At 54.8% G+C, this 19,824-nt stretch carries 10 protein-coding genes and 1 tRNA gene; 7 read left to right on the top strand and 4 right to left on the bottom strand.

All coding sequences use genetic code 11. The features are described 5' to 3' along the window. Positions 1-251: 251 nt before the first annotated feature. A tRNA-Cys gene (locus tag SH528x_RS21795) sits at positions 252-324 on the bottom strand. A gap of 722 nt (positions 325-1,046) precedes the next feature. On the opposite strand from SH528x_RS21795, the gene SH528x_RS21790 reads away from it, so the two are divergent. The 7 genes from SH528x_RS21790 to SH528x_RS21760 all read left to right on the top strand — a co-directional run bounded on the left by SH528x_RS21790 (position 1,047) and on the right by SH528x_RS21760 (position 14,168). After that, positions 1,047-2,399 (top strand): right-handed parallel beta-helix repeat-containing protein, encoded by a 1,353-nt coding sequence (locus SH528x_RS21790; protein WP_442505567.1) that lies wholly within the window; start codon positions 1,047-1,049, stop codon positions 2,397-2,399. 462 nt (positions 2,400-2,861) lie between these two features. After that, a complete protein-coding gene (locus tag SH528x_RS21785; RefSeq protein ID WP_442505566.1) occupies positions 2,862-4,310 on the top strand; it encodes an efflux RND transporter periplasmic adaptor subunit in 1,449 nt (482 codons plus the stop codon). After that, complete coding sequence (locus SH528x_RS21780) at positions 4,307-7,525, top strand: efflux RND transporter permease subunit (protein ID WP_442505565.1); 3,219 nt, start codon at positions 4,307-4,309, stop codon at positions 7,523-7,525. Before SH528x_RS21785 ends, SH528x_RS21780 begins: the two co-directional genes overlap by 4 nt. Before the next feature lie 425 nt (positions 7,526-7,950). Beyond that, positions 7,951-9,516 carry a Do family serine endopeptidase gene (locus SH528x_RS21775; RefSeq protein ID WP_442505564.1) on the top strand — a complete coding sequence of 522 codons (1,566 nt, stop codon included), beginning with the start codon at positions 7,951-7,953 and terminating at the stop codon, positions 9,514-9,516. 411 nt (positions 9,517-9,927) lie between these two features. After that, on the top strand, positions 9,928-11,292 hold the full coding sequence (locus tag SH528x_RS21770) for a sensor histidine kinase (RefSeq protein WP_442505563.1): 1,365 nt from the start codon (positions 9,928-9,930) through the stop codon (positions 11,290-11,292). Positions 11,293-11,504: 212 nt separating this feature from the next. Continuing rightward, a complete protein-coding gene (locus SH528x_RS21765) occupies positions 11,505-12,878 on the top strand; it encodes a sigma-54-dependent transcriptional regulator (protein ID WP_442505562.1) in 1,374 nt (457 codons plus the stop codon). 156 nt (positions 12,879-13,034) lie between these two features. Further along, positions 13,035-14,168 carry an IS481 family transposase gene (locus tag SH528x_RS21760; protein ID WP_442505561.1) on the top strand — a complete coding sequence of 378 codons (1,134 nt, stop codon included), beginning with the start codon at positions 13,035-13,037 and terminating at the stop codon, positions 14,166-14,168. A 242-nt stretch (positions 14,169-14,410) separates the two neighbouring features. Here SH528x_RS21760 and SH528x_RS21755 read toward each other — a convergent pair whose 3' ends face one another. The 3 genes from SH528x_RS21755 to SH528x_RS21745 all read right to left on the bottom strand — a co-directional run bounded on the left by SH528x_RS21755 (position 14,411) and on the right by SH528x_RS21745 (position 19,774). Then, positions 14,411-17,557 (bottom strand): efflux RND transporter permease subunit, encoded by a 3,147-nt coding sequence (locus tag SH528x_RS21755; protein WP_442505560.1) that lies wholly within the window; start codon positions 17,555-17,557, stop codon positions 14,411-14,413. Positions 17,558-17,678: 121 nt separating this feature from the next. Then, positions 17,679-18,989: an efflux RND transporter periplasmic adaptor subunit gene (locus SH528x_RS21750; protein ID WP_442505559.1), complete on the bottom strand. Its 1,311-nt coding sequence runs from the start codon at positions 18,987-18,989 to the stop codon at positions 17,679-17,681. Between the two features lie 338 nt (positions 18,990-19,327). Beyond that, positions 19,328-19,774, bottom strand: a complete 447-nt coding sequence (locus tag SH528x_RS21745) for a hypothetical protein (protein WP_442505558.1) — start codon at positions 19,772-19,774, stop codon at positions 19,328-19,330. Between the last annotated feature and the right edge of the window lie 50 nt (positions 19,775-19,824).

Genomic DNA, 19,824 nt, shown 5'->3' with positions numbered 1-19,824 from the left:
AAGTTTAGAAACCGTCAAACGGCACTACCCAGCGAAACAAGGCACAACCGTTCCTCTATGGCACGGCAAACCATCGCGGGATTCCTGCCGTCGTGTTGCGACTACCCGGGTGGATGTGTGCGGTGTTCCCCGGACTCGCATCCGGGGCTTTAACCTATCATCGCGTTGCGTCTGACAGACTGCTGCAGATGGGCAGAGGCCGACGGAGAATGGGTGTCGGCAATCGAAAGAAAATTGCATTACTGCAAAAGAGGCGACGGTGGGATTCGAACCCACGAATAAAGGATTTGCAATCCTTCGCCTTAGCCACTTGGCCACGTCGCCTTAGTTGATTTGCCGCAAAGTTAGGAAATGTTTGCGGGTTAGTCAAGATCCTCTGACTGGAACAATCGTGTTGTTGCAGTCGGTGATACGCATCCTATCGGTGTTTCTGCGTCTGACCTTTAACATCCACTAAAAATAACTTTACTTTTTGCCTGTCCACCTTGCTAGCCATCTCCCTTTCTAACACCCCACTAGACGGCGGTTCAGCCTGCAAAAGACGCTTAAATGGCGGCTTCAGCCCATGTTGGCTTGCGCAAGAATCTAACGAATCCTCATCCTATTGAGAATTCCCGTCGCTGAAAACATCTGACAGGAATTCTTCCCGAGATTTTGATGGCGGACGTTCATTTTACAGGGGAATCAACAATAAAATTCGGTACCGAATTCGCCTGAACTTGCTCTTCCCTCCGCGTTGCTGTTCCGTAGACCCATAGTGTGGTTCCCTAAAGGATGCTCGCCGGCAGCCTATGCCGTGTTCAAAATCTGGCTAATATGATTTAACCCACCCAAGGGGGCCCTACACTTTCCGCATTTAACAGGGCCTTCCGCCCCAACGGCTAATAAATTTAGACGGGATGAATTGCCTACCCGATCAAAAATCCCCGAGCTCACCTCGGTCACTCAGGGCGTCTTCTTCGCTTATGAAACCTTCGACAAACAGCGTTCCAATGCTCGGCCTCACCCGACCGTGGCTTGCCCTCCTGGCAACAGCCCGGGTCTTTGTGCTTCCTGCTCTTTGGTTGCTGTTGGGGTACACGGCGATTGTCGATGCAGGCGAGACCTTTTTCGTTGCGACTGACGGCAGCGATGAAAACAACGGGACGATCGACGCTCCTTTTGCCACGATCCAGCGTGCTCAGTCGGCGGTCGAGCCTGGCGATACGGTGTCCATTCGCGGTGGAACCTACGAGATCACGGAGTCTCAGATCGCGCGGAAGCAGCGAATCTTTGCTCACGTGATCGACTTGAACAAAAGCGGTAGCAAAGGGAAGCCAATTCGTTACGAAGCGTATGGCCGCGAACAGCCCGTTTTTGACTTCTCCAATGTCAAACCCGCCAACATGCGTGTCCACGCTTTTTCAGTCAGTGGTTCGTGGTTGCATTTTGTTGGATTGGAGGTGATAGGCGTTCAGGTCACGATCAAGACGCATACGCAATCGATCTGTTTCGCCAATGATGGCAGCCATAATGTGTTCGAGCGTTTGAGTATGCATGATGGACACGCCATTGGCATCTACGCCGTCCGCGGTTCTGACAATTTGTTCCTAAACTGCGACGCTTACCGAAATTACGATCCGGTCTCCGAAAACGGCCGAGGAGGGAACGTGGATGGTTTCGGGTGTCACCCACGGAAAGGGGATCGCGAAAATGTGTTCCGAGGCTGCCGTGCTTGGTTTAATAGCGACGATGGTTTTGACTGCATCATGGCGGGTGAGTCGGTGACGTTTGAAAATTGCTGGGCGTTTTGGAACGGCTATTCACCGGAATTTAAAAGCATTGCAGACGGCAACGGTTTTAAAGCGGGCGGCTATGGTTCGACGCCGCGATCACGTTTGCCTGATCCGATTCCTCGGCATGTCGTACAGAACTGCGTTGCGGTGCATAACAAAAACAGTGGCTTCTACGCGAACCATCATATCAGTGGCTGCGATTGGCTCAGCAACACCGCGTTTCGCAATGGTTCAAATTTCAACATGTTGTCTCGACTCGCTGACAATACCACCGATGTGCCAGGGTACGATCACTTGCTGCGTAACAATTTGAGTGTGCGTAGTCGTAGCCTGGTTAACCAGCTGAATTTCGAAACAAGTGACGTGGCGTTCAACTCATTCGATATGGATTTGTCGATTAGCGAGGATGACTTTTTCGCTACCGACTTTGCCCGGCCGGATGAACGCCAATTGGCGGGGCCACGGCAGCCGGATGGTGAGCTGCCTCGCATCACGCTGCTGCAACTGAGACCGGGCAGCAAACTCGTCGATCGTGGCGTCGATGTAGGGCTGCCGTTTGCGGGGGACGCCCCAGACCTCGGTGCGTTTGAGGTTCAGCCGGGCGGGAACCCTGAAAGTCGATAGAGTTTTTCCGGCTTGAACAACGGAAAGTTTGGCACTCTGGATCGGGAATTTTCGCACTACATAGCGGAAGCACCTTCGAGAGGGCAAGATTCTGACGCAGAAGAGAGGTTTGGATGTATTTCGAGGTCGGACACAGGCTGGAAGCCTGTCCCACATTCCCGTAGCGAAAGTCGCGAAGACTTTCGTCCACCCTTGCCCCCGAAACTCTTGGCGAGTTTCGCTACGGGAAGCCCATGATGCCACATTCAGGCTAGAAGCCTATTCCACATTCAGGCTTTTGGCGGAACTTGCGGCTGCCTAAGGGGTTAACTCGAACTTGTTTCCAATTCATTGCTGCAGATTCGCATTCTTCGAAGCAAAATATAGCGGCATCACGCATCCGACTCGATTTTGACTCGCCTCATGAACACCCCCACTTCCGGTCCACCCCGGTCCCTCAAGCATCTGGTTCTTAACATTGTCGTGTCTATCACGATTTTGGGGGGCTGTTTGTTTGGTTACACATTGCTCGGAGAGCGTAAACGCCCCACCCGTTCAAAGCCAGACAAACCCGCCGCCACGGCGGTTTCCACAGAAGCATTGCAGCTGCACCAAGGCCCGCTGTCCATCACTTCTAATGGCGTGGTCGTGCCCTTACGCGAAATTCGTCTAGCCACGGAGGTGGCAGGACGTGTGGTCCAACAATCCGAGAATCTGCGTCCCGGTCGCGAGGTTACCAAAGGCGAAACCCTGATCCGCTTGGACCCCATCGAATACGAATTGGAAGTGCGACGGTTGGCGGCTCAGACTACACAAGAGGATGCAGAATTGGCCGCTGCCGACGTTGCAATCGAAAACACGTCGCAGCTGTTGAGTCTAGCCGAAGAGCAGCTTCGACTTGCCAGCGCCGAGCGGACTCGCGCGGATGCACTTGTCGCCCGCAAAGCCGCCTCGGTTTCCGAAGTCGATGTCGCGAAGCGAGCCGAACTGACTGCGAAATCGGCTTTGGTCGAGTTGCAAAATCGCGAGCGAGAGCTGATCGCACAGCGAACTTTGATTCTGACAAAACGAGCGTTGACGGAGGTGGCGACGGAGCGGGCCAAGCTCGATCTTTCTCGCACCACGGTGAATTCCCCCATCAACGGACGTGTGGTGCAAAGCGGAGTGGAAGAGCAGTCGTTTATCGCCGCAGGAACCTCCTTCGTCACGATCGAGGATACCACCGCAATCGAAGTCCGCTCGAATTTGACGGTCGACCAAATGTATTGGGTCTGGAATTCGGCTGCGATGGCGAGCCAGTTCGATGAGGGGAATCTTGGCGACCGAGTCCCGCCTGTGAGTGCGACGATTCGATACCGTTTAGGAAAACGAATCTACGAGTGGCAGGCGGTGTTGGCCCGGATCGATGGCGCGGGCATCGACTTGGACACTCGCACGTACCCCTGTTTGTTGCGTGTCGATTCGCCAGCCGACGTGGTCGCGGTCGAGTCGAAGACTGCTCTGGATCGCAGTGACGCTTCGACTCTTTCCACAAATGTCGTCGCGGACGGACCGAGACGTTTAATGCGGGGTATGTTCGTTTCGGTCACGCTTAACATCCAGCCAACACGAACACTCTACCGCGTCAACGAAGTGGCGATTCGTCCAGGAAATCGAATTTGGTTGGACGTCGATGGAAAGCTTCGTGTGGTGCAGGTCGAAGTCGTTAGCCGCACGAATGATAAGGTGATCGTCGATGCCGATATTGATTCGACATTGCTAACGTCGAGAACGACAGCGGCTCAGGTCGCAGTGATTGTTTCGCCGGTCAGCGATCCCAAAGAGGGGATGCCGGTCATGACCACAGGACCGTCGACAAGGCAAGCGGGCCGGACGCCCGCCAAAATCGCCGACGACGCTTCGGCCCTCGAGTCAGAAAAGGCAGCCGGATGAAATCGATTATCGCTTGGTCGGTCAAAAATTGGCAGGCCATGAATGTCATTATGCTCGGCACACTATTGTTGGGTGCGTGGAGTCTAACGCAGCTGCGACGTGAGTTCTGGCCCGACTTTGAACTGTACGTCCTCAATATTTCGGTTGTCTATCCGGGAGCCAGCCCGGATGAAATCGAGCAGGGCATCTTAGAAAAGATTGAAGAGTCGATTCGCACCGTCGACGGCATTGACGAAATGACCTCGTCGGCTCGCGAGGGGATCGGTAGCGTCACGCTCGAATTGGACAGCGATACCAAGCAAGCGGATGCGCAGCGAGTGTTGACGGAAGTCACCACCTTGATCGATCAAATCCCAAGCTTTCCTGAATTGGCGGAAAAGCCGGACGTTCGTTTAAAAACGAATTTCACCACCGCGATTCGCGTTGCGGTGTTGGGGCCAAAGAATTCGGGGGCTGGAAATGGAAATAACGACGAAGCCGTTGTCGAGGCCGCCCTGGAATTACGACGCGTGGCTGAACGTGTCCGCAATGACTTGTTGGCGCTGCCGAGCGTCTCGGTGGCCGATTTGGTGGGGGCTCCCGATTATCAAATCGATATCGAGATCCCCGAGCACACTCTTCGTGAATACAACTTGTCGCTGAGTGAAGTCGCGGACATTGTGCGGGCAAACAACGTCGAGTTGCCTGGCGGTACGCTGAAAGGGCGGTCCCAAGAAATCTTGCTCCGTGGCAGCGACAAGAGTGAAATCGGTGAAGAAATTGCTTCGATTCCGTTGGTCAGCCATAGTGGGGGTGTGGTATTGACCGTCGGAGACCTGGGGTTAGTGCGTGATGAATTTGCTGTCGACGCGTCGATTAACGAGGTCAACGGTCGGCCTGCGGTCGTGGTGTCGGTGGAAACAACGAGCGCGGATGATTTGATCCTCGTTGCGGAAGAGGTCCGTGAGTATGTCGATCAAGAAAAGGCTCGTTTGCCTGACGGATACAGCATGCTGCACATGCGTGACCGCAGCACCAGCGTCAAAAATCGCTTGAATTTGTTGGCGACCAACGGCTGGATGGGACTGTTATTAGTGTTCCTAGTGCTGGCCCTGTTCTTGGAAATGCGTTTGGCATGGTGGGTGGCACTGGGAATCCCGGTTTCGTTGTTAGGCGCGTGTATCTACATGTACCAAAGTGGCCAGACGCTAAACATGACATCCATGTTTGCGTTTTTGATTGCACTGGGGATCGTGGTCGATGATGCGATCGTAGTGGGTGAGAATATTTATGCTCATCGCGAACAAGGCAAAAGTTACCGTGATGCTGCAATCGATGGGGCCGCCGAGGTAATGCCCTCGGTGATCACCGCGATTTTGACCACGGTGATTGCGTTTATTCCGATCATGTACCTCGAAGGAAATATCAAGCGGTTGACGGTGGTATTGCCGCTTTGCGTCGGAGCGATGTTGTTCATTTCGATGGTCGAAAGTTTGACGATCCTGCCGGCGCATCTGGCGCATCGACGCAGTCGTTTTCTGGACGCGTTGACTTGGGTGTTGTTCCCACTGCGGCCGATCGCTTGGTTATTGCATCGCAGCAATCAAGGCACGACTCGGTTTTTGAACTGGTTCATCGAGCGGATTTATACGCCGATTCTGAATGTGTCACTACGAAATCCGGCGGTCGTGATGTCTGCGGCGGCGGGATTATTGATATTGTCGTTGGGAGTGGTTCGATCCGGAATGGTGCCGTTTCTGCTACTGCCCAAAATCGATTTCGGATTCATCACAGTCCAAATCACCTACCCCGATGGGACTCCGGTTGCCATCACGGACGGGGCGACAAAACGGTTAGAGGCGGCAATTTGGCGAATCAACCAACGTTCCATTGACGAAGGCTTGACGACCGATCCGAACGGTTTTGTGCAAGCGGTACAGCGAACCGTCGGCTCGTCGGGCGATGAGGTGGGCGTCGCTCCGGCAAGCCATCTCGGAGGCATCTTTGTCCAATTGAACGATATCGGTGAACGGACGGTGTCTAGTGCCGACATTGTCCGCATGTGGCGTGAAGACGCGGGTCGTTTTCCAGGCGCGGAGGCGGTTGCCTACGGTGCTACCCCTCGTGGCCCCGCTTCGCTGCCAATCGAAATGCGATTGATGGCAACGGCAGAGAACATGGACCAAATGGATGCCGCGATCGCCCGCTGCAAAGCAAAACTTGCCGAGTATCCCTACGTGTCGGACATCGCAACGGACACGCGGCAAGGCAAGTGGGAATACCGCATGAAAGTCCGTGACGATGCCAAGGCGATGGGCATCTCGTTAGCCGACGTTGCGGGTACGGTGCGTGCATCGTATTACGGCGAAGAAGTGATGCGACTGCAACGAGGACGCCATGAAGTACCGCTTCGTGTGCGTTATCCACGCGAAGACCGCAATACGTTGGTCAGTTTCAGTGGCATCCGTATTCGTAACGGCGATGGGATCGAGCGTCCACTCAGCGAAGTCGCCGATGTAGAAGTCGCGCGAGGTTATTCGGAAATCCGCCGTGTCAATCAAATGCGTTCGATCGGCGTGGTTGCCGATGTGGATGAATCGCAAGGCAATGCGTTCAACGTCGTCGCGGATTTGCGAGCCAACTTTGTGCCTCTATTCGAAGAAGAATTTCCAGGGGTGCGATTGGAGTGGGCGGGCCAGCAAGAACAGACCACCGAAACGGTAAACAGTTTGACGATCGGCTTTTTTGTGGTCGTCGGCGCGATGTTCTTACTGCTGACAATCCAGTTCGGATCGTGTTGGCAAGCTGTCTTGATATTGTCTATCATCCCGTTTGGTTTTATCGGCGCCATTCTAGGACATATCGTGATGGGGATTGAACTGACGCTGTTCAGCATCTTTGGCATCGTTGCGTTAGCTGGGGTTGTGGTGAATGACTCGATCGTCTTGGTCGACTTTATCAATCGCCGCGTTGCAGAGGGGATGCCCATTCGAGAGGCGATCGTTGACGGAGGCCGACGCCGTTTTCGCGCGGTGTTGTTGACGTCGGTGACCACGGTCGCGGGAATGTTGCCGATCCTGCTGGAGCGATCCAAGGAGGCTCAAGTGGTTTCACCAATGGCGACCAGTTTGGCATTTGGTCTGTCACTCAGCACGGTGCTGGTCCTGATCTTGGCACCAGTGATGTATCTGATAACCTCGCGTTTCTCGGGCAGTGGCGAAGTCGCCGTTGACTGAGTCGCGATTAATGCAGTCGCAAAGCCGGATCGACAAAACGTAGCGAAACTGGCGGAGAGTTTCGTGCATCATGTAGCGAAACTCGCCAAGAGTTTCGGACCCGCCAATGCCTCCCGAAAGTCTTCGCGACTTTCGCTACATGAGAAATTGCTTGGGGCATTCTGCCCCGCTGCGGATTTGTGTCCCTCGAACGAATCACGACGGCACTAGCGCAATTCGCTGAAAGCCCGTTTTTTACGCCGTTTTTCCGTTTGCATCCGACCGTTTTCGCTGCTGGCACGACACGTGCTTTAGTTGGGGTCGCCTGAGTGTTGCCGCAGTGCAATCAACTTCGGCAGATGCGAGTTGCCAGTCTCTTTCAGTACTGCGTTTGGTACTCGCTGCATTTCTAAAGATTGATCCCACCCTTCGATAAAGGTTACCCAATGAACCGTCCTCTTTCAAAACGTGCTAAATTCCGTGCTGCATTATTGGCCGCTCCTCTGACCGTTGCGGCAACCGGCGCATTGATCGCCGCTGCACCGGCGACGCATGTCAAAACTGAAACACCCGCCGTCACCGCTCCGGTGCTACGCAGTGAGTCAATCGGGGTTGCGAATGCGTTGTCCGACGCATTTCGTGACGTCGCGACTCATGTTCTGCCTTCGGTCGTCGCCATCGAAAATCGCCCCGATACCTCTTGGCAATCTGCCAAACAACCTGTGCCAGACAACGGTCAATCCCTCGGTCAAGAGAATCCCTTCAAGGGGACTCCGTTTGAAGACATGTTCCGAAATCAAGAGTTCGGCCGTCGCGGTGGAATGCCCCCAGGCCAAATGACACCGCGTCAATCGCCTCGTTCTCAAGGCGGCATCGGTTCGGGCGTCATCATTGATTCGGCCGGGATCGTGTTGACGAATAATCATGTTGTCGAAGGCGGCGGAACGGTGATTATCAAAACGCAAGATGGTCGTGAATTCACAGCAACGGAGGTTCTGACTGATCCGCAAACCGATATCGCGGTGGTCAAGTTCACGGGTGACTCGAGCCTCGTTGCTGCCAGAATTGGCGATAGCGAAGCGATGGAGGTGGGCGATTGGGTTGTCGCGCTCGGCCAACCCTTTGGTCTGGAAAGCACCGTCACGGCCGGAATCGTCAGTGCCAAGAATCGCGGCATCGGGATCACCGATCGCGAAAACTTCATTCAAACCGATGCGGCAATCAATCCAGGTAACAGCGGTGGACCGCTAGTGAACCTGCGCGGTGAAGTGATCGGAATCAATACGGCCATCTCGTCTCGCGGTGGCGGAAACAATGGTGTCGGGTTTGCTGTGCCATCGAACCTCGCCCACTGGGTCAGCGACCAATTGGTCAGCCATGGGCAGGTCTCACGATCGTACTTGGGCGTCAGCATCCAACCGGTAAACTACGAATTGAGTACCCAGCTTGGAGTGGCACCAAAAAGCGGTGTGGTCGTGACAAATGTGTTCCCGAAAACGCCTGCTGCGAAGTCGGGACTGAAAACTGGTGATGTGATTGTCAATTTTGGTGGGATCCATGTCACCACGCCTCAGCAATTGCAGTTGTCGGTCGAAAGATCATCCATCGGCAAAACGTTGACCGTGGACGTGGTGCGTGATGGCAAGTCGATTGAACTGTCGTACGAACCCGAAGTGGCACCCAATCAATTTGGGGCCAACACGAAGTCGCCCGAGAAGAGCGACGGCGTGAAGATGCAGTCGCTCGGGTTAGAGATCAGTGCGTTGTCCGCCGATGTGGCCAAGCAATTGGGATTGGATTCGCAAACAGGCGTCGTCGTCACGCGAGTCCAGGAAGGCAGCGCCGCGGCGGATTCGGGATTGGAACCGGGAATGGTGATCGTCCAAGTCAATCGACACGACGTGTCCAGCGCCAACGAGTTTGAGAAACGCGTTGCCGAAGACACCGATGGCTCAATTCTATTCTTGGTTCGTAGCGAGCAAGGATCACGATTTGTGGTGGTTCGGAATTAAAGAACGTCGGAACACTGGGCGTCGTGGAACGTTCCGTGATCCTTCGTTCTGATCGCGGGGGACGTGCGATTTATTACTTGTGATTTTAATTCGGGCTGAGTGAATGTAGGGTGGGTCAAGTTCGCGAGGTGACTGGTGGGTCGTCGCAAAACCGACGAACTCCACTCAACAACTGATTTTGATTCAAACCTTCAATCGCGAACGCCGACCCACTAAACACATGGTTTTGTTTGACCCACCCTACATCAACTTATAAACCGCACGTTCCGAACGATAAGCGACAATCTTTCAGTGATAAGGTAGGGAAGGATCACAGGCTGGAAGCCTATGCTACGGCCGCATGGCTACTGACTGCGACCAACGTCTGACTTACAATCGACGTTGGTCGCGTTTGTCTTTGGGAAGCTTTTTATGAAACTTGCAGCGAAACTGATCCTGATCTTTCTCGTCGGTGTCTTTGCCGTTGTTTCGTTGTTCGCTTGGCAAACGGTTCAGCGTCAACACGCGTGGGAGCGACAACAGCGTGAAGCTCATGCCCACGAGCTAGTCGAAATATTTCAGTCCGCCATCGATTCGGTATCGGGTAGCAATTCACGCGTGACGCTTCGACAAGCGGTTGAAGTGACGACCGAACAACGGAGCGGACCACGGATGCGTTGGATCGATGGACAAGAGGTTCCGTCAGCCGAACAGAAAACGGTTGCACGATCGATGTCAAGCGTTTCGGTAACCGATGCCAATGGGACTCGTACCGCCTATTCTTACGTTCCGCTGAAAGTGGATGGCAAAAACATGGGTACCGTCGAGGTGTCTCAGTCAATGTCCGATCAGGATTCATTGGTCCGCGATTCCGTGAATGCGTCGCTGTTGTCTCTTTTGGGCGTTGCTGGTTTGTCGGCACTGGTGATTTATTGGGGAGGCGTTCAGTTGGTCGGCAAACCGCTGGATAAACTCATTGATCAAGTCAACCGAATAGGCGAAGGTAAACTCGATCAACCGCCAGCACTGACTAGCCACGATGAACTGGGGCGATTGGCTGCGGCGATCAGCCAGATGAGTCACCGTTTGAGTGCGCAACGCGATACCATTCGGCATACGGACCGATTGGGAACGATCGGGACGCTTGCCGCTGGCGTGGCTCATGAAATGGGCACGCCGCTGAATGTGGTGTCTGGACGCGCTGGATTAATCGCCAGCGGGAAGTTGTCGCCCGAGGAAGTCGCGTCAAGTGCACAGACGATCAAGAGCGAATCGGAACGGATGACCACGATCATCCGCCAGCTGCTCGATTTTGCTCGACAAACCCCGTCGCCACATGGCGTGATCGAGTTGCAAGAGATTGTCTCGCGAACTTGCGATTTGATGCGTCCCTTGGTCCGAAAATCGGAAGCCGAGCTCGTGTTCGAGTCGACCGACACGCCGATGGAAATCGATGGCGATGCAGCGCAGGTACAACAAGTGTTGACAAATTTGATCAGCAACGCGATCGCCGCGATGCCCAGTGGTGGCACGGTAACCGTATCGACCGGTTTCGACGAGGATACCGATCGGGTGTGGGTCGATGTGCGAGACACTGGCGTGGGGATTCAAGCCGAAAATCTGAACCAGGTTTTTGAACCTTTTTATACGACCAAAGACGTCGGCGAAGGAACGGGACTTGGGTTGTCCATCGCTTATGGTATCGTGCGTGAGCATGGTGGCGACATTACCGTGGACAGCCAACAAGGCCAAGGAACAACCTTTCGCGTTTGTTTTCCGCGTCACACGAACCGGTAGCGGAAGCCGTCGAGACTTTCGACCAAGCATTTTCAGGACTGAAATTCTTGACGAATTTCGCTACGACAGGATCGGCAATGATCGCTCAATATCGGTTTTCCAATAGGTTCTATATCGACACGCCGTTAAAGATCCCGAATGAAGGATCTTTTGCAAGATCCACTACGCGGCTTGGGGAACATGGCGTTTGAGCTACTCGAACTAAGAATAAAATGATGACAGACCCCAGCGAATCGACACGCGTTCTGATCGTGGATGACGAGCGAAATATGTGCGAGTTGATCCAAACCGATCTGCGGCTGCGTGGGATGCAGAGTGACTGGTTCACCTCAGCCAGCGAAGCGATCGAGGCGATTCATCAACGCGATTACGACGTCGTGCTGACGGACGTTCGCATGCCAGGGACCACGGGATTGCAACTGTGCGAACAACTGACTCAGCTTCGCCCGGACATCCCCGTGATCGTGATGACTGCGTTTGGAACGCTCGAAACGGCAATCGCAGCGATGCGCAGCGGAGCTTACGACTTTATCACCAAACCGATCGAAATGGACTTGTTGTCGCTTTCGATCAAACGTGCGATTGAGCATCGACGATTATCGGAACAGGTTCGTTTGCTCGAATCCTCGCAAAACCACGCGACCGCGTTCGGCGAAGTGCTCGGGCAAAGCCCCGCGATGCAGTCGTTGTACGATCATTTGCATCAGGTCGCCAATTCCGATGCGGCGGTATTGATCACGGGCGAAAGTGGTACGGGAAAAGAATTGGTGGCCCGGTCGATCCACGCAAATAGTCGCCGATCGAGCAAGCCATTTGTTCCGGTCAACTGCGCGGCACTGACCGAAACGTTGCTAGAGAGCGAGTTGTTCGGGCATGTCAAAGGAGCCTTTACGGATGCTCGCGGAGAGCGGCGCGGATTGTTTTTGGAAGCCGACGGCGGGACGCTGCTGCTAGACGAGATGGGCGAGATGCCAATGACCATGCAAGTCAAACTTTTGCGAACTTTGGAAGAACGCAAGGTGCGGCCGGTTGGAAGCGACAAAGAGATACCGTTTGACGTGCGGGTGTTGACCGCGACAAACCGGGACCTAGAAACGGCGGTTGCTGAAGGGCGTTTCCGTGAAGACTTGTATTACCGAATCAATGTGATTGGGATCGAGTTGCCGCCGCTGCGTTCGCGTGGTGCCGACGTGTTACGATTGGCCGAGCATTTTCGCGAACGATTTGCCAAGAGCGAAAACAAACCAGTCGATGGATTGGCCGAAGGCGTCGCCGAAAAACTGCTCAGCTATTCGTGGCCTGGTAACGTGCGTGAACTACGTAACGTGATGGAACGAGCGATCGCGTTAACCCGCTACGACAAGGTGACCGTGGAGGATCTGCCTGAGAAGATTCGGAATTTCAAAGGAGGCACTTTGATTTTTGGTGGCTTTGATCCCGCTGAATTGGTTTCGATGGAAGAGATCCAGCGGCGGTACATTAACCACGTCATGGACGCCGTCGGAGGCAACCAAACTCAGGCGGCTCGGATCCTGGGGCTGGATCGAAAAACGATCTACCGCAAATTGAAACAGGAAGCGGATTGAGAAAGAATGGACGCTTTGTTAGTGAAGTAGGGCCGGTTCCTTGTATAGACCGGAGACATGGGTGGCGCTTTTTCGGGGACATGGGTGGCGCTTTTTTTGCAGTAATCATACTTACTCCTTTTAGGAGCAAGTATGGGCTGGAAAGAGTTCGATCGAGTGTCCCAACGAGAAGAGTTTGTCCGCTTGGCAGAGGCCGACGGAGTCAATTTTAGCCGGTTGTGCGAGCGGTTTGGTATCTCACGCAAGACCGGCTACAAGTGGCGAGAGCGTCACCGAGCTTGCGCCGAAGAACCTTTGGTGGATCGCTCGCGAAAACCTCACCGATCCCCCACACAGACGCCCGCGGAGATCGAGCAGAAAGTGCTGCAGATCCGCGATGCTCACCCGGCCTGGGGCGGCTTGAAGATTCGCAAGCGGCTCAAAGTCATGGGTGAAAAAACGCTTCCTTCGCCCAGCACGATCGCCGCTGTCTTGAAGCGACATGATCGCATCAGTGACGCTGAATCGGCCAAGCGAAAGCCATGGACGCGGTTCGAGCGAGAGCGTCCCAACGAGCTGTGGCAAGTTGACTTCAAGGGCGAGTTCGCGCTGAACAACAAGAGCTATTGTTACCCGCTAACCCTGCTGGACGATCACTCCCGGTTTTCACTGGGGATCCTCGCTTGTGGGAATCAAACGCGGCAAACGGTGCAAAGTCATTTTCGCAACGTGTTCGCAATTTACGGGCTTCCACACGCGATTTACGTCGACAACGGCAACCCGTGGGGCGGTAGTCACTTGATGCGTCACACACGTTTTACGGCGTGGTTGATGCGTCACGATGTGGAAGTGATTCACGGTCGTCCACACCATCCTCAGGGCCGCGGCAAGCTGGAGCGATTTCATCGCACGCTAAAACTCGAAGCCCTGCAGGATCGCTCACTGAGCACGCTGGCGGAAGCTCAAGAGTGCTTTGATCTTTGGCGAGACGTCTACAACTTGGAGCGTCCTCACGGGGCATTGGATTTGGAAACACCTTCGCAGCGATACCAAATCAGTGAGCGACGTTTTCAGGAGAAAACGGATCCGTTCGAGTATAGCGATCGCTACCAAACACGCCGCGTCAACAGGGTTGGCCAGTTCCGTTGGAAGGGGAAGACGTACCGCATCAGCGAAGCATTCCAGGACCATCCTATCGGCTTGAGTGGGACTCAAACGGACGGTGTTTGGGATGTCAGTTGCTGTCGTTTTGTGGTGGCCCAGATCGACGAGCGGACTGGCGAAATTCGACGTCACCAGCCTCGCGGCTGAAGTTCGCTTGCGCTCACTTCAGCCGCGAGGCTGGTGAGCGAGGACGGGGAAAGCTATGCTTTCTCCGCCCCCCGCTGTCTTGTTCAAATCGCCACCCATGTCCCCGAACGAAATATTCCTACCGGCCGTGCCCGATGTGTGGCAGACAGAACCAATCATCCGCCAGTCGCCCTCTATCGGTAACCAACGGCACCGATTATCCAATGCCCGTGGCCGGTGAGAACCGGCCCTACATCTTCGGTTCAGTCAATCGGCACTGTACGCGGCCGCGGGGCAAACAATCCGTACATCACTGGCAACACCAGCAAATTGACGAGCGTGGCACCCACCAACCCAGTCAAAATCACCAGCGCCATTGGATGCTCAATCTCTTGGCCTGGCAGTTCGCCGGTGATGACCAGCGGCAATAACGCCAGCCCCGTGGTCAACGCTGTCATCAAAATTGGCGACAATCGTTCTTCGGCGCCTCGCATGATTAATTCGCGGTGTGTGATGTTGGGTTCCTCCGCAGCCAGGTGACGATAGTGACTGATCAACATGATCGCATTGCGAGCTGCGATTCCCAAAACGGTGACAAAGCCAACCAGTGAACCGAGCGAGATGATGCCGCCGCTGATGACGACGCCCAACAATCCGCTGGCGAGTGCGAGCGGTAACGCCAGCAAAATCAGCATGACAAGTCGCCAACTTTCAAAGTCGATGTACAAAATCACGGTGATCGCCAAGATGGAACCGAGCGAAAGCAACAGCAACCGTTGTCGCGATGCTTTGGCTTCGGCGTACTCGCCCAAAAATTCGGGGTGGTAACCCGTTTTAAACGACACCCCGTCTCGCACTGCGGCTTCGATGTCGATTGCCACGGATGCCAGATCACGCCCCTCGACATTACAAGTGACATCCAATCGCCGCGAGGCTCCTTCGCGTTTGATTTCGTTGGGAGCGGGGACGATCGTGACACTCGCTAGACTTTTCAGCGGCACCTGGGCTCCCGACGGCGTGTCGATCATCATGTTGCCGAGCGTCGCCCAATCGGTATGCAAATTATCGTTGCCGCGAACGACGACGGGAAAGATCGCTTGGTCGCGATACATCTCACCGACTTGCGTGCCGTTGACCAGCGTGTTGACACTTTGCATCAACATGCCCGGCGTCAGACCGAATTCCGAAGCCGCGTCGACTCGCAAATCGATGGCGATTTGAGGCACCAAGACTTGCGGTTCAATCTTCAGAGTTGTGACTCCCGCGATCGGCTTGATCAGTGCTTCGATCTCCACCGCAGTGGAACGCAACTGATCCAAATCGGGGCCATAGACTCGCACGACGATCGAAGCGCTGGTGCCTGTGAGTACCTCCTTGATCCGTTCGGTCAAATACGTCAACAAGTCGCGATACAGCCCTGGGTACCCGTCGACGATCGCTTGCACCTTGTTGACAGTGGTGTCGTAGTCCTTGTCGTCATCAATGCTGATCCAAAGTTCAGTAAAGTTGGGGCCGACCACTTCATCGGCCACGGTGGCGCGGCCAATGTGAGATCCAAAATTGCGAACTCCGTCAACGCCCATCAACTCTTCGCTCGCTCGCAATGTGATTCGGTCCATCGCATCGATCCCGATGCCAGGTTTTTCGACCCAGTGCATCAAGAAATCGGTCTCACGAAATTTCGGCATCAATTGCTCACCCAATCCCGGGATGATCGAAACAAGGGCAAGGAAGATTAGCGCGGCAACCGCGAGTGTCCCCCACTTCAAGCGAACGGTGATCCCCAAAATCGTGCGGTACAACGATTTGAACAATCGAACCAGCGGACCGTCGACCGAACGCCGCTGAGCCGATTTGGGCAGCAAGATCAGCGACATTGCTGGCGTGACGGTGAGAGCAACCAGTAACGAAGCCAAGATTGCGAGGATATAGGCGGCTGCGAGCGGGCGGAAAAACGCTCCCGCCAGCCCCGTCAAAAAGAAAACGGGAAGAAACGCCAAGACGACGATCACGGTGGCGTACACGACCGCGCTGCGGACTTCCATCGAAGCGTCGAAGACCACTTCGAAGGTCGAGCGAGGTTTTTCCAGCAGCGCGTTTAGTCGCAATCGACGCATTATGTTCTCGACGTCGATGATGGCATCGTCAACGACTTCGCCCAGCGCGATCACTAATCCGGCCAGCACCATCGTATTGACGGTGCCGCCACGCCAATACAGCACCATCACGGCGGCTAGCAGCGACAGCGGGATCGCCGTAGCACTGATGATCGCGCATCGCCAATCAAATAGAAACAGCAACAGCACGATGACGACCAACACACATCCGACCAGCATCGAATGGCCGAGGTTAGCCAATGCTCGCTCAATAAACGTCGCCGGGCGAAAGATGGTCGTGTCGTATTCCACTTCGCCCATCGCAGGCTTGAGCTCTGCCATCGCTTTTTCGACGTTCTTGGTCACGTCCAGCGTGTTGGCCCAAGGCTGTTTTTCGACGATCAATAACAGTCCCGCCCGGCTGTTGATGATCGCGTTGCCGATCGGCGGCGCGTAGTCGTAAGTTACTTCGGCAACATCTTTGATCCGCAGTGGTGTCGTCGGCAACGCTGCAACACGAGTCGGCGTGGTGGAGGCGGTTGCGGTGGCAGCGGACGATGTCGCGGTACGAAATCCGATCACGATTTCACCGAGCTGCTCGGGCGTATAGACGGCCGGAACATGACGCAGTGCCAATCGTTGATTGGCGGTGTCGACGAAACCGCCGGCGCCCACTGCGGTGGCATCGCGGACCGTCTGCAACACGGCATCAAGAGTGATTCCGCTGGCCCGCAGCCGGTCCGGTTCGACGATGACTTGCAATTGCGGTTCTTTCTCGCCCCACACCGCGATGTTTGCCACCCCGGCGATCGACATCAACCGTGGCCGGATCGTCCATCGCGTCAGCACGGTCATATCCATCTGCGATTGCGTATCAGACCACAACCCGATCTTTAAGCAGCGGCTAAGCGACGAGAGTGGCGGCAAGATGACCGGCGGCTTGGCCACCATCGGCAGTTGCTGTGAAACCAGAGCGAGTCGCTCTTGAACCAATTGGCGAGCAGTCAATAGGTCTGTCCCTGACTCGAAAATCAGCCGGACGCTCGACAGACCTAGTACTGATTTGGAGCGGACGGTTTGAACAAACGGGATGCCGTTAACCGAGTTTTCGATCGGGACGGTGATCAGACTTTCGACATCCTCGGTGGCAATGCCGGGAGCTTCGGTTTGAATTTCGACCAGCGGAGGTGCGAACTCGGGAAACACGTCTAGCGGTACCGAGTCAGATGTGCGAACGCCGACGACAATCATTGCAATCGCTAACACAATGACTAGTAAACGGAATTGCAGCGAGGTTCGAATGAGCCAATTCATACTTTCGCCCCCATTGCCCAGCAAAGCCAGGCGGCGGCTTGCTGTTGCACTCTCCACTGGGGAATCGATGCGTCGTCTGACCTGGTTTGCGGTAGCGAGCGTGCATTGCGTCGTTGGATGCTCATTTGCCCGCTCCGAATTCGGTACCGAACAATTCCGCAGCACCATCGACGACAACGGGAGTACCAACGGCAGGCCCTTTGGCCAAAATTGCTTCATCCGCTGCGACAAACTGAACCGCCACGCGATGGCGTGTGTATTGCCGCTGGCCCGTTTCTACATAAACCCAGGCATTTCCGTAGATGTCATAGATCAGTGACGCTGCTGGGACGATCCGCGATGTTTGAGTTTTCGACATCGCCAACTCGACACCAATTCGCTGGCCAGGACGCAGCCCGATTTGTCGGTTATCGACTTCGTAATACACGTCGGCCGAGGACGAGAAAGCGTCGGCAGTGGGCGGAGCCGCAATCGGTTTGGCAACGATCGGTTCGCGTAGCGGGTCACCGGACAGTGACACGAGTTGAGCGTTTTGCTCGGATTGAATATCCCTGAGCAGATCGACGTAAACCGAAACCCGAATCCAAATCGTATCGAGGTTCACGATCTCGAACAGCACCGCACCGGCGGTCACGGTTTGGGCCTCGCTGACGTCGATGCGGTTGACCAAGCCGGAAATCGGAGTGGTAACGGACATCGCGGTCGCAGCCGCCTCGGGTGATTTAAATTCGAGCGACTTTTGCAAATCAATCAGTTGTTTGTTTCGATCTTTCGCGGCTTCGAGCGTGGAGGTCGCGATATTTAATTGAGCCTCGGCATCGTCGACGGCTCGGCGGGAACCGGCACGATCCGCAAACAATTGTTTCGCTCGATCCAATGCGATTTGTGCCCCGTTCACTTCCGCTTGGCTACGGTCCACATCCCCTGCAGCGATGGTTTGTGCCGCCATCAGATTGGCTTGGGCACTGATCAATTGAACCTGCTCGGCAGGCGTCGGCACATCACGTTCGGCCGACAACAATGGTTTCAACGATAACAGAGGTTGCCCAAGTTCGACTTTACTGCCGGGGAAGGGAAGCGGTTTGCCGTCCGCCCCCGAAACCGTGCCAGCCAAAGGGGCCGAGACGATGATACTCTTTCCCGATGGCACGACCGCTTGTCCGCCCAGTGTCCGACGCTGGGTGATCTCACGTTCGGTCACCGCCGACGTCGTGATCCCCAATCGACGATCCGCGTCCGCAGTCAGCGTGATCGTGGCGAGATCGGTTTCGACAGGCAGCTTTTCAATCTTCGCTGGTTTTTCAGCGTCGGATTTTGCCGCGGTCTTTTTTTCGCCCGCTGCTTGGTGGCAACCTGAACTCACTAGGCTTGCGGTCAACAGCAGCGTCGCAACGTACGCTGGGGGAAGGTGGGGATAGCCGAAGCGAAACATGAAGCAAATCTGCCGTTGGAAAAGCGCGGCTGACTTTGTTCCGATGCGTTCACCGCTACACGCTACTAACAGCTTAGTTATTGGATGCGGTTGTGATAGGGACCAAGCGTCTTAATGAAGGATTCTTCAAAAATGAAATGACGGTTCCCATGGGGTTGTTGAAAGAAGTGATCTAACGCAAGGTGCTCTGCAAAAGTAGCACCTTGCGGACAACGCCCGGGGTACGAGATCGTGCAACATCTTTCACCCTACCTCAGCAGGGTGAAGTGAACCGCACGATCGTAATCCCTACTAGCGGCGGCTAGACAGGCACGCCGCAGTACTCATTTTCGACCTGTTCAGCTAAACGAATTTTTGACGTCGGCTTGAAACAGCAGAATCAGACACCAGATTCCAAACGGGATGCCCAAGATGAAACAGGGGCCGCAAACCGGAACCAGCGCCATAAACGCCCCTGCCATGGCAAGCGGATAGGCTTTTCGCTTGAGCATCATGATGCTGCCCAGTAGGACGACAAGATTGATGATCGGCAACAAAATGATCGCCGCATAGAAACCAAATTTTTGGGCAGCGACATTGCCCTGATTAGCCAAATTGGGCGGCAGGCCGGTCGTCATTGAATAAATGAAATTGACCACGCCATACAGCAACCAAATACTCGACAAGATGATCAAGATGATCGCTGGGATCTTTAGCGGATGCGATGCGGGTGGCGGTGGTTGAAATCCACCTTGACCGGGAGTTTGATAAGGCCCCTGATTTGAAGCAGGAAATTGACTCGACATGATGGGCGTTCCTGGGGTGAAAACGATCGCGTCGACAACCCTAGAACCGA

Origin of the sequence: Novipirellula methanifontis (assembly GCF_052161655.1) — a bacterium.
Taxonomy (GTDB): Bacteria; Planctomycetota; Planctomycetia; order Pirellulales; family Pirellulaceae; genus Novipirellula.
This window is presented reverse-complemented; position numbering and strand designations above follow the sequence as displayed.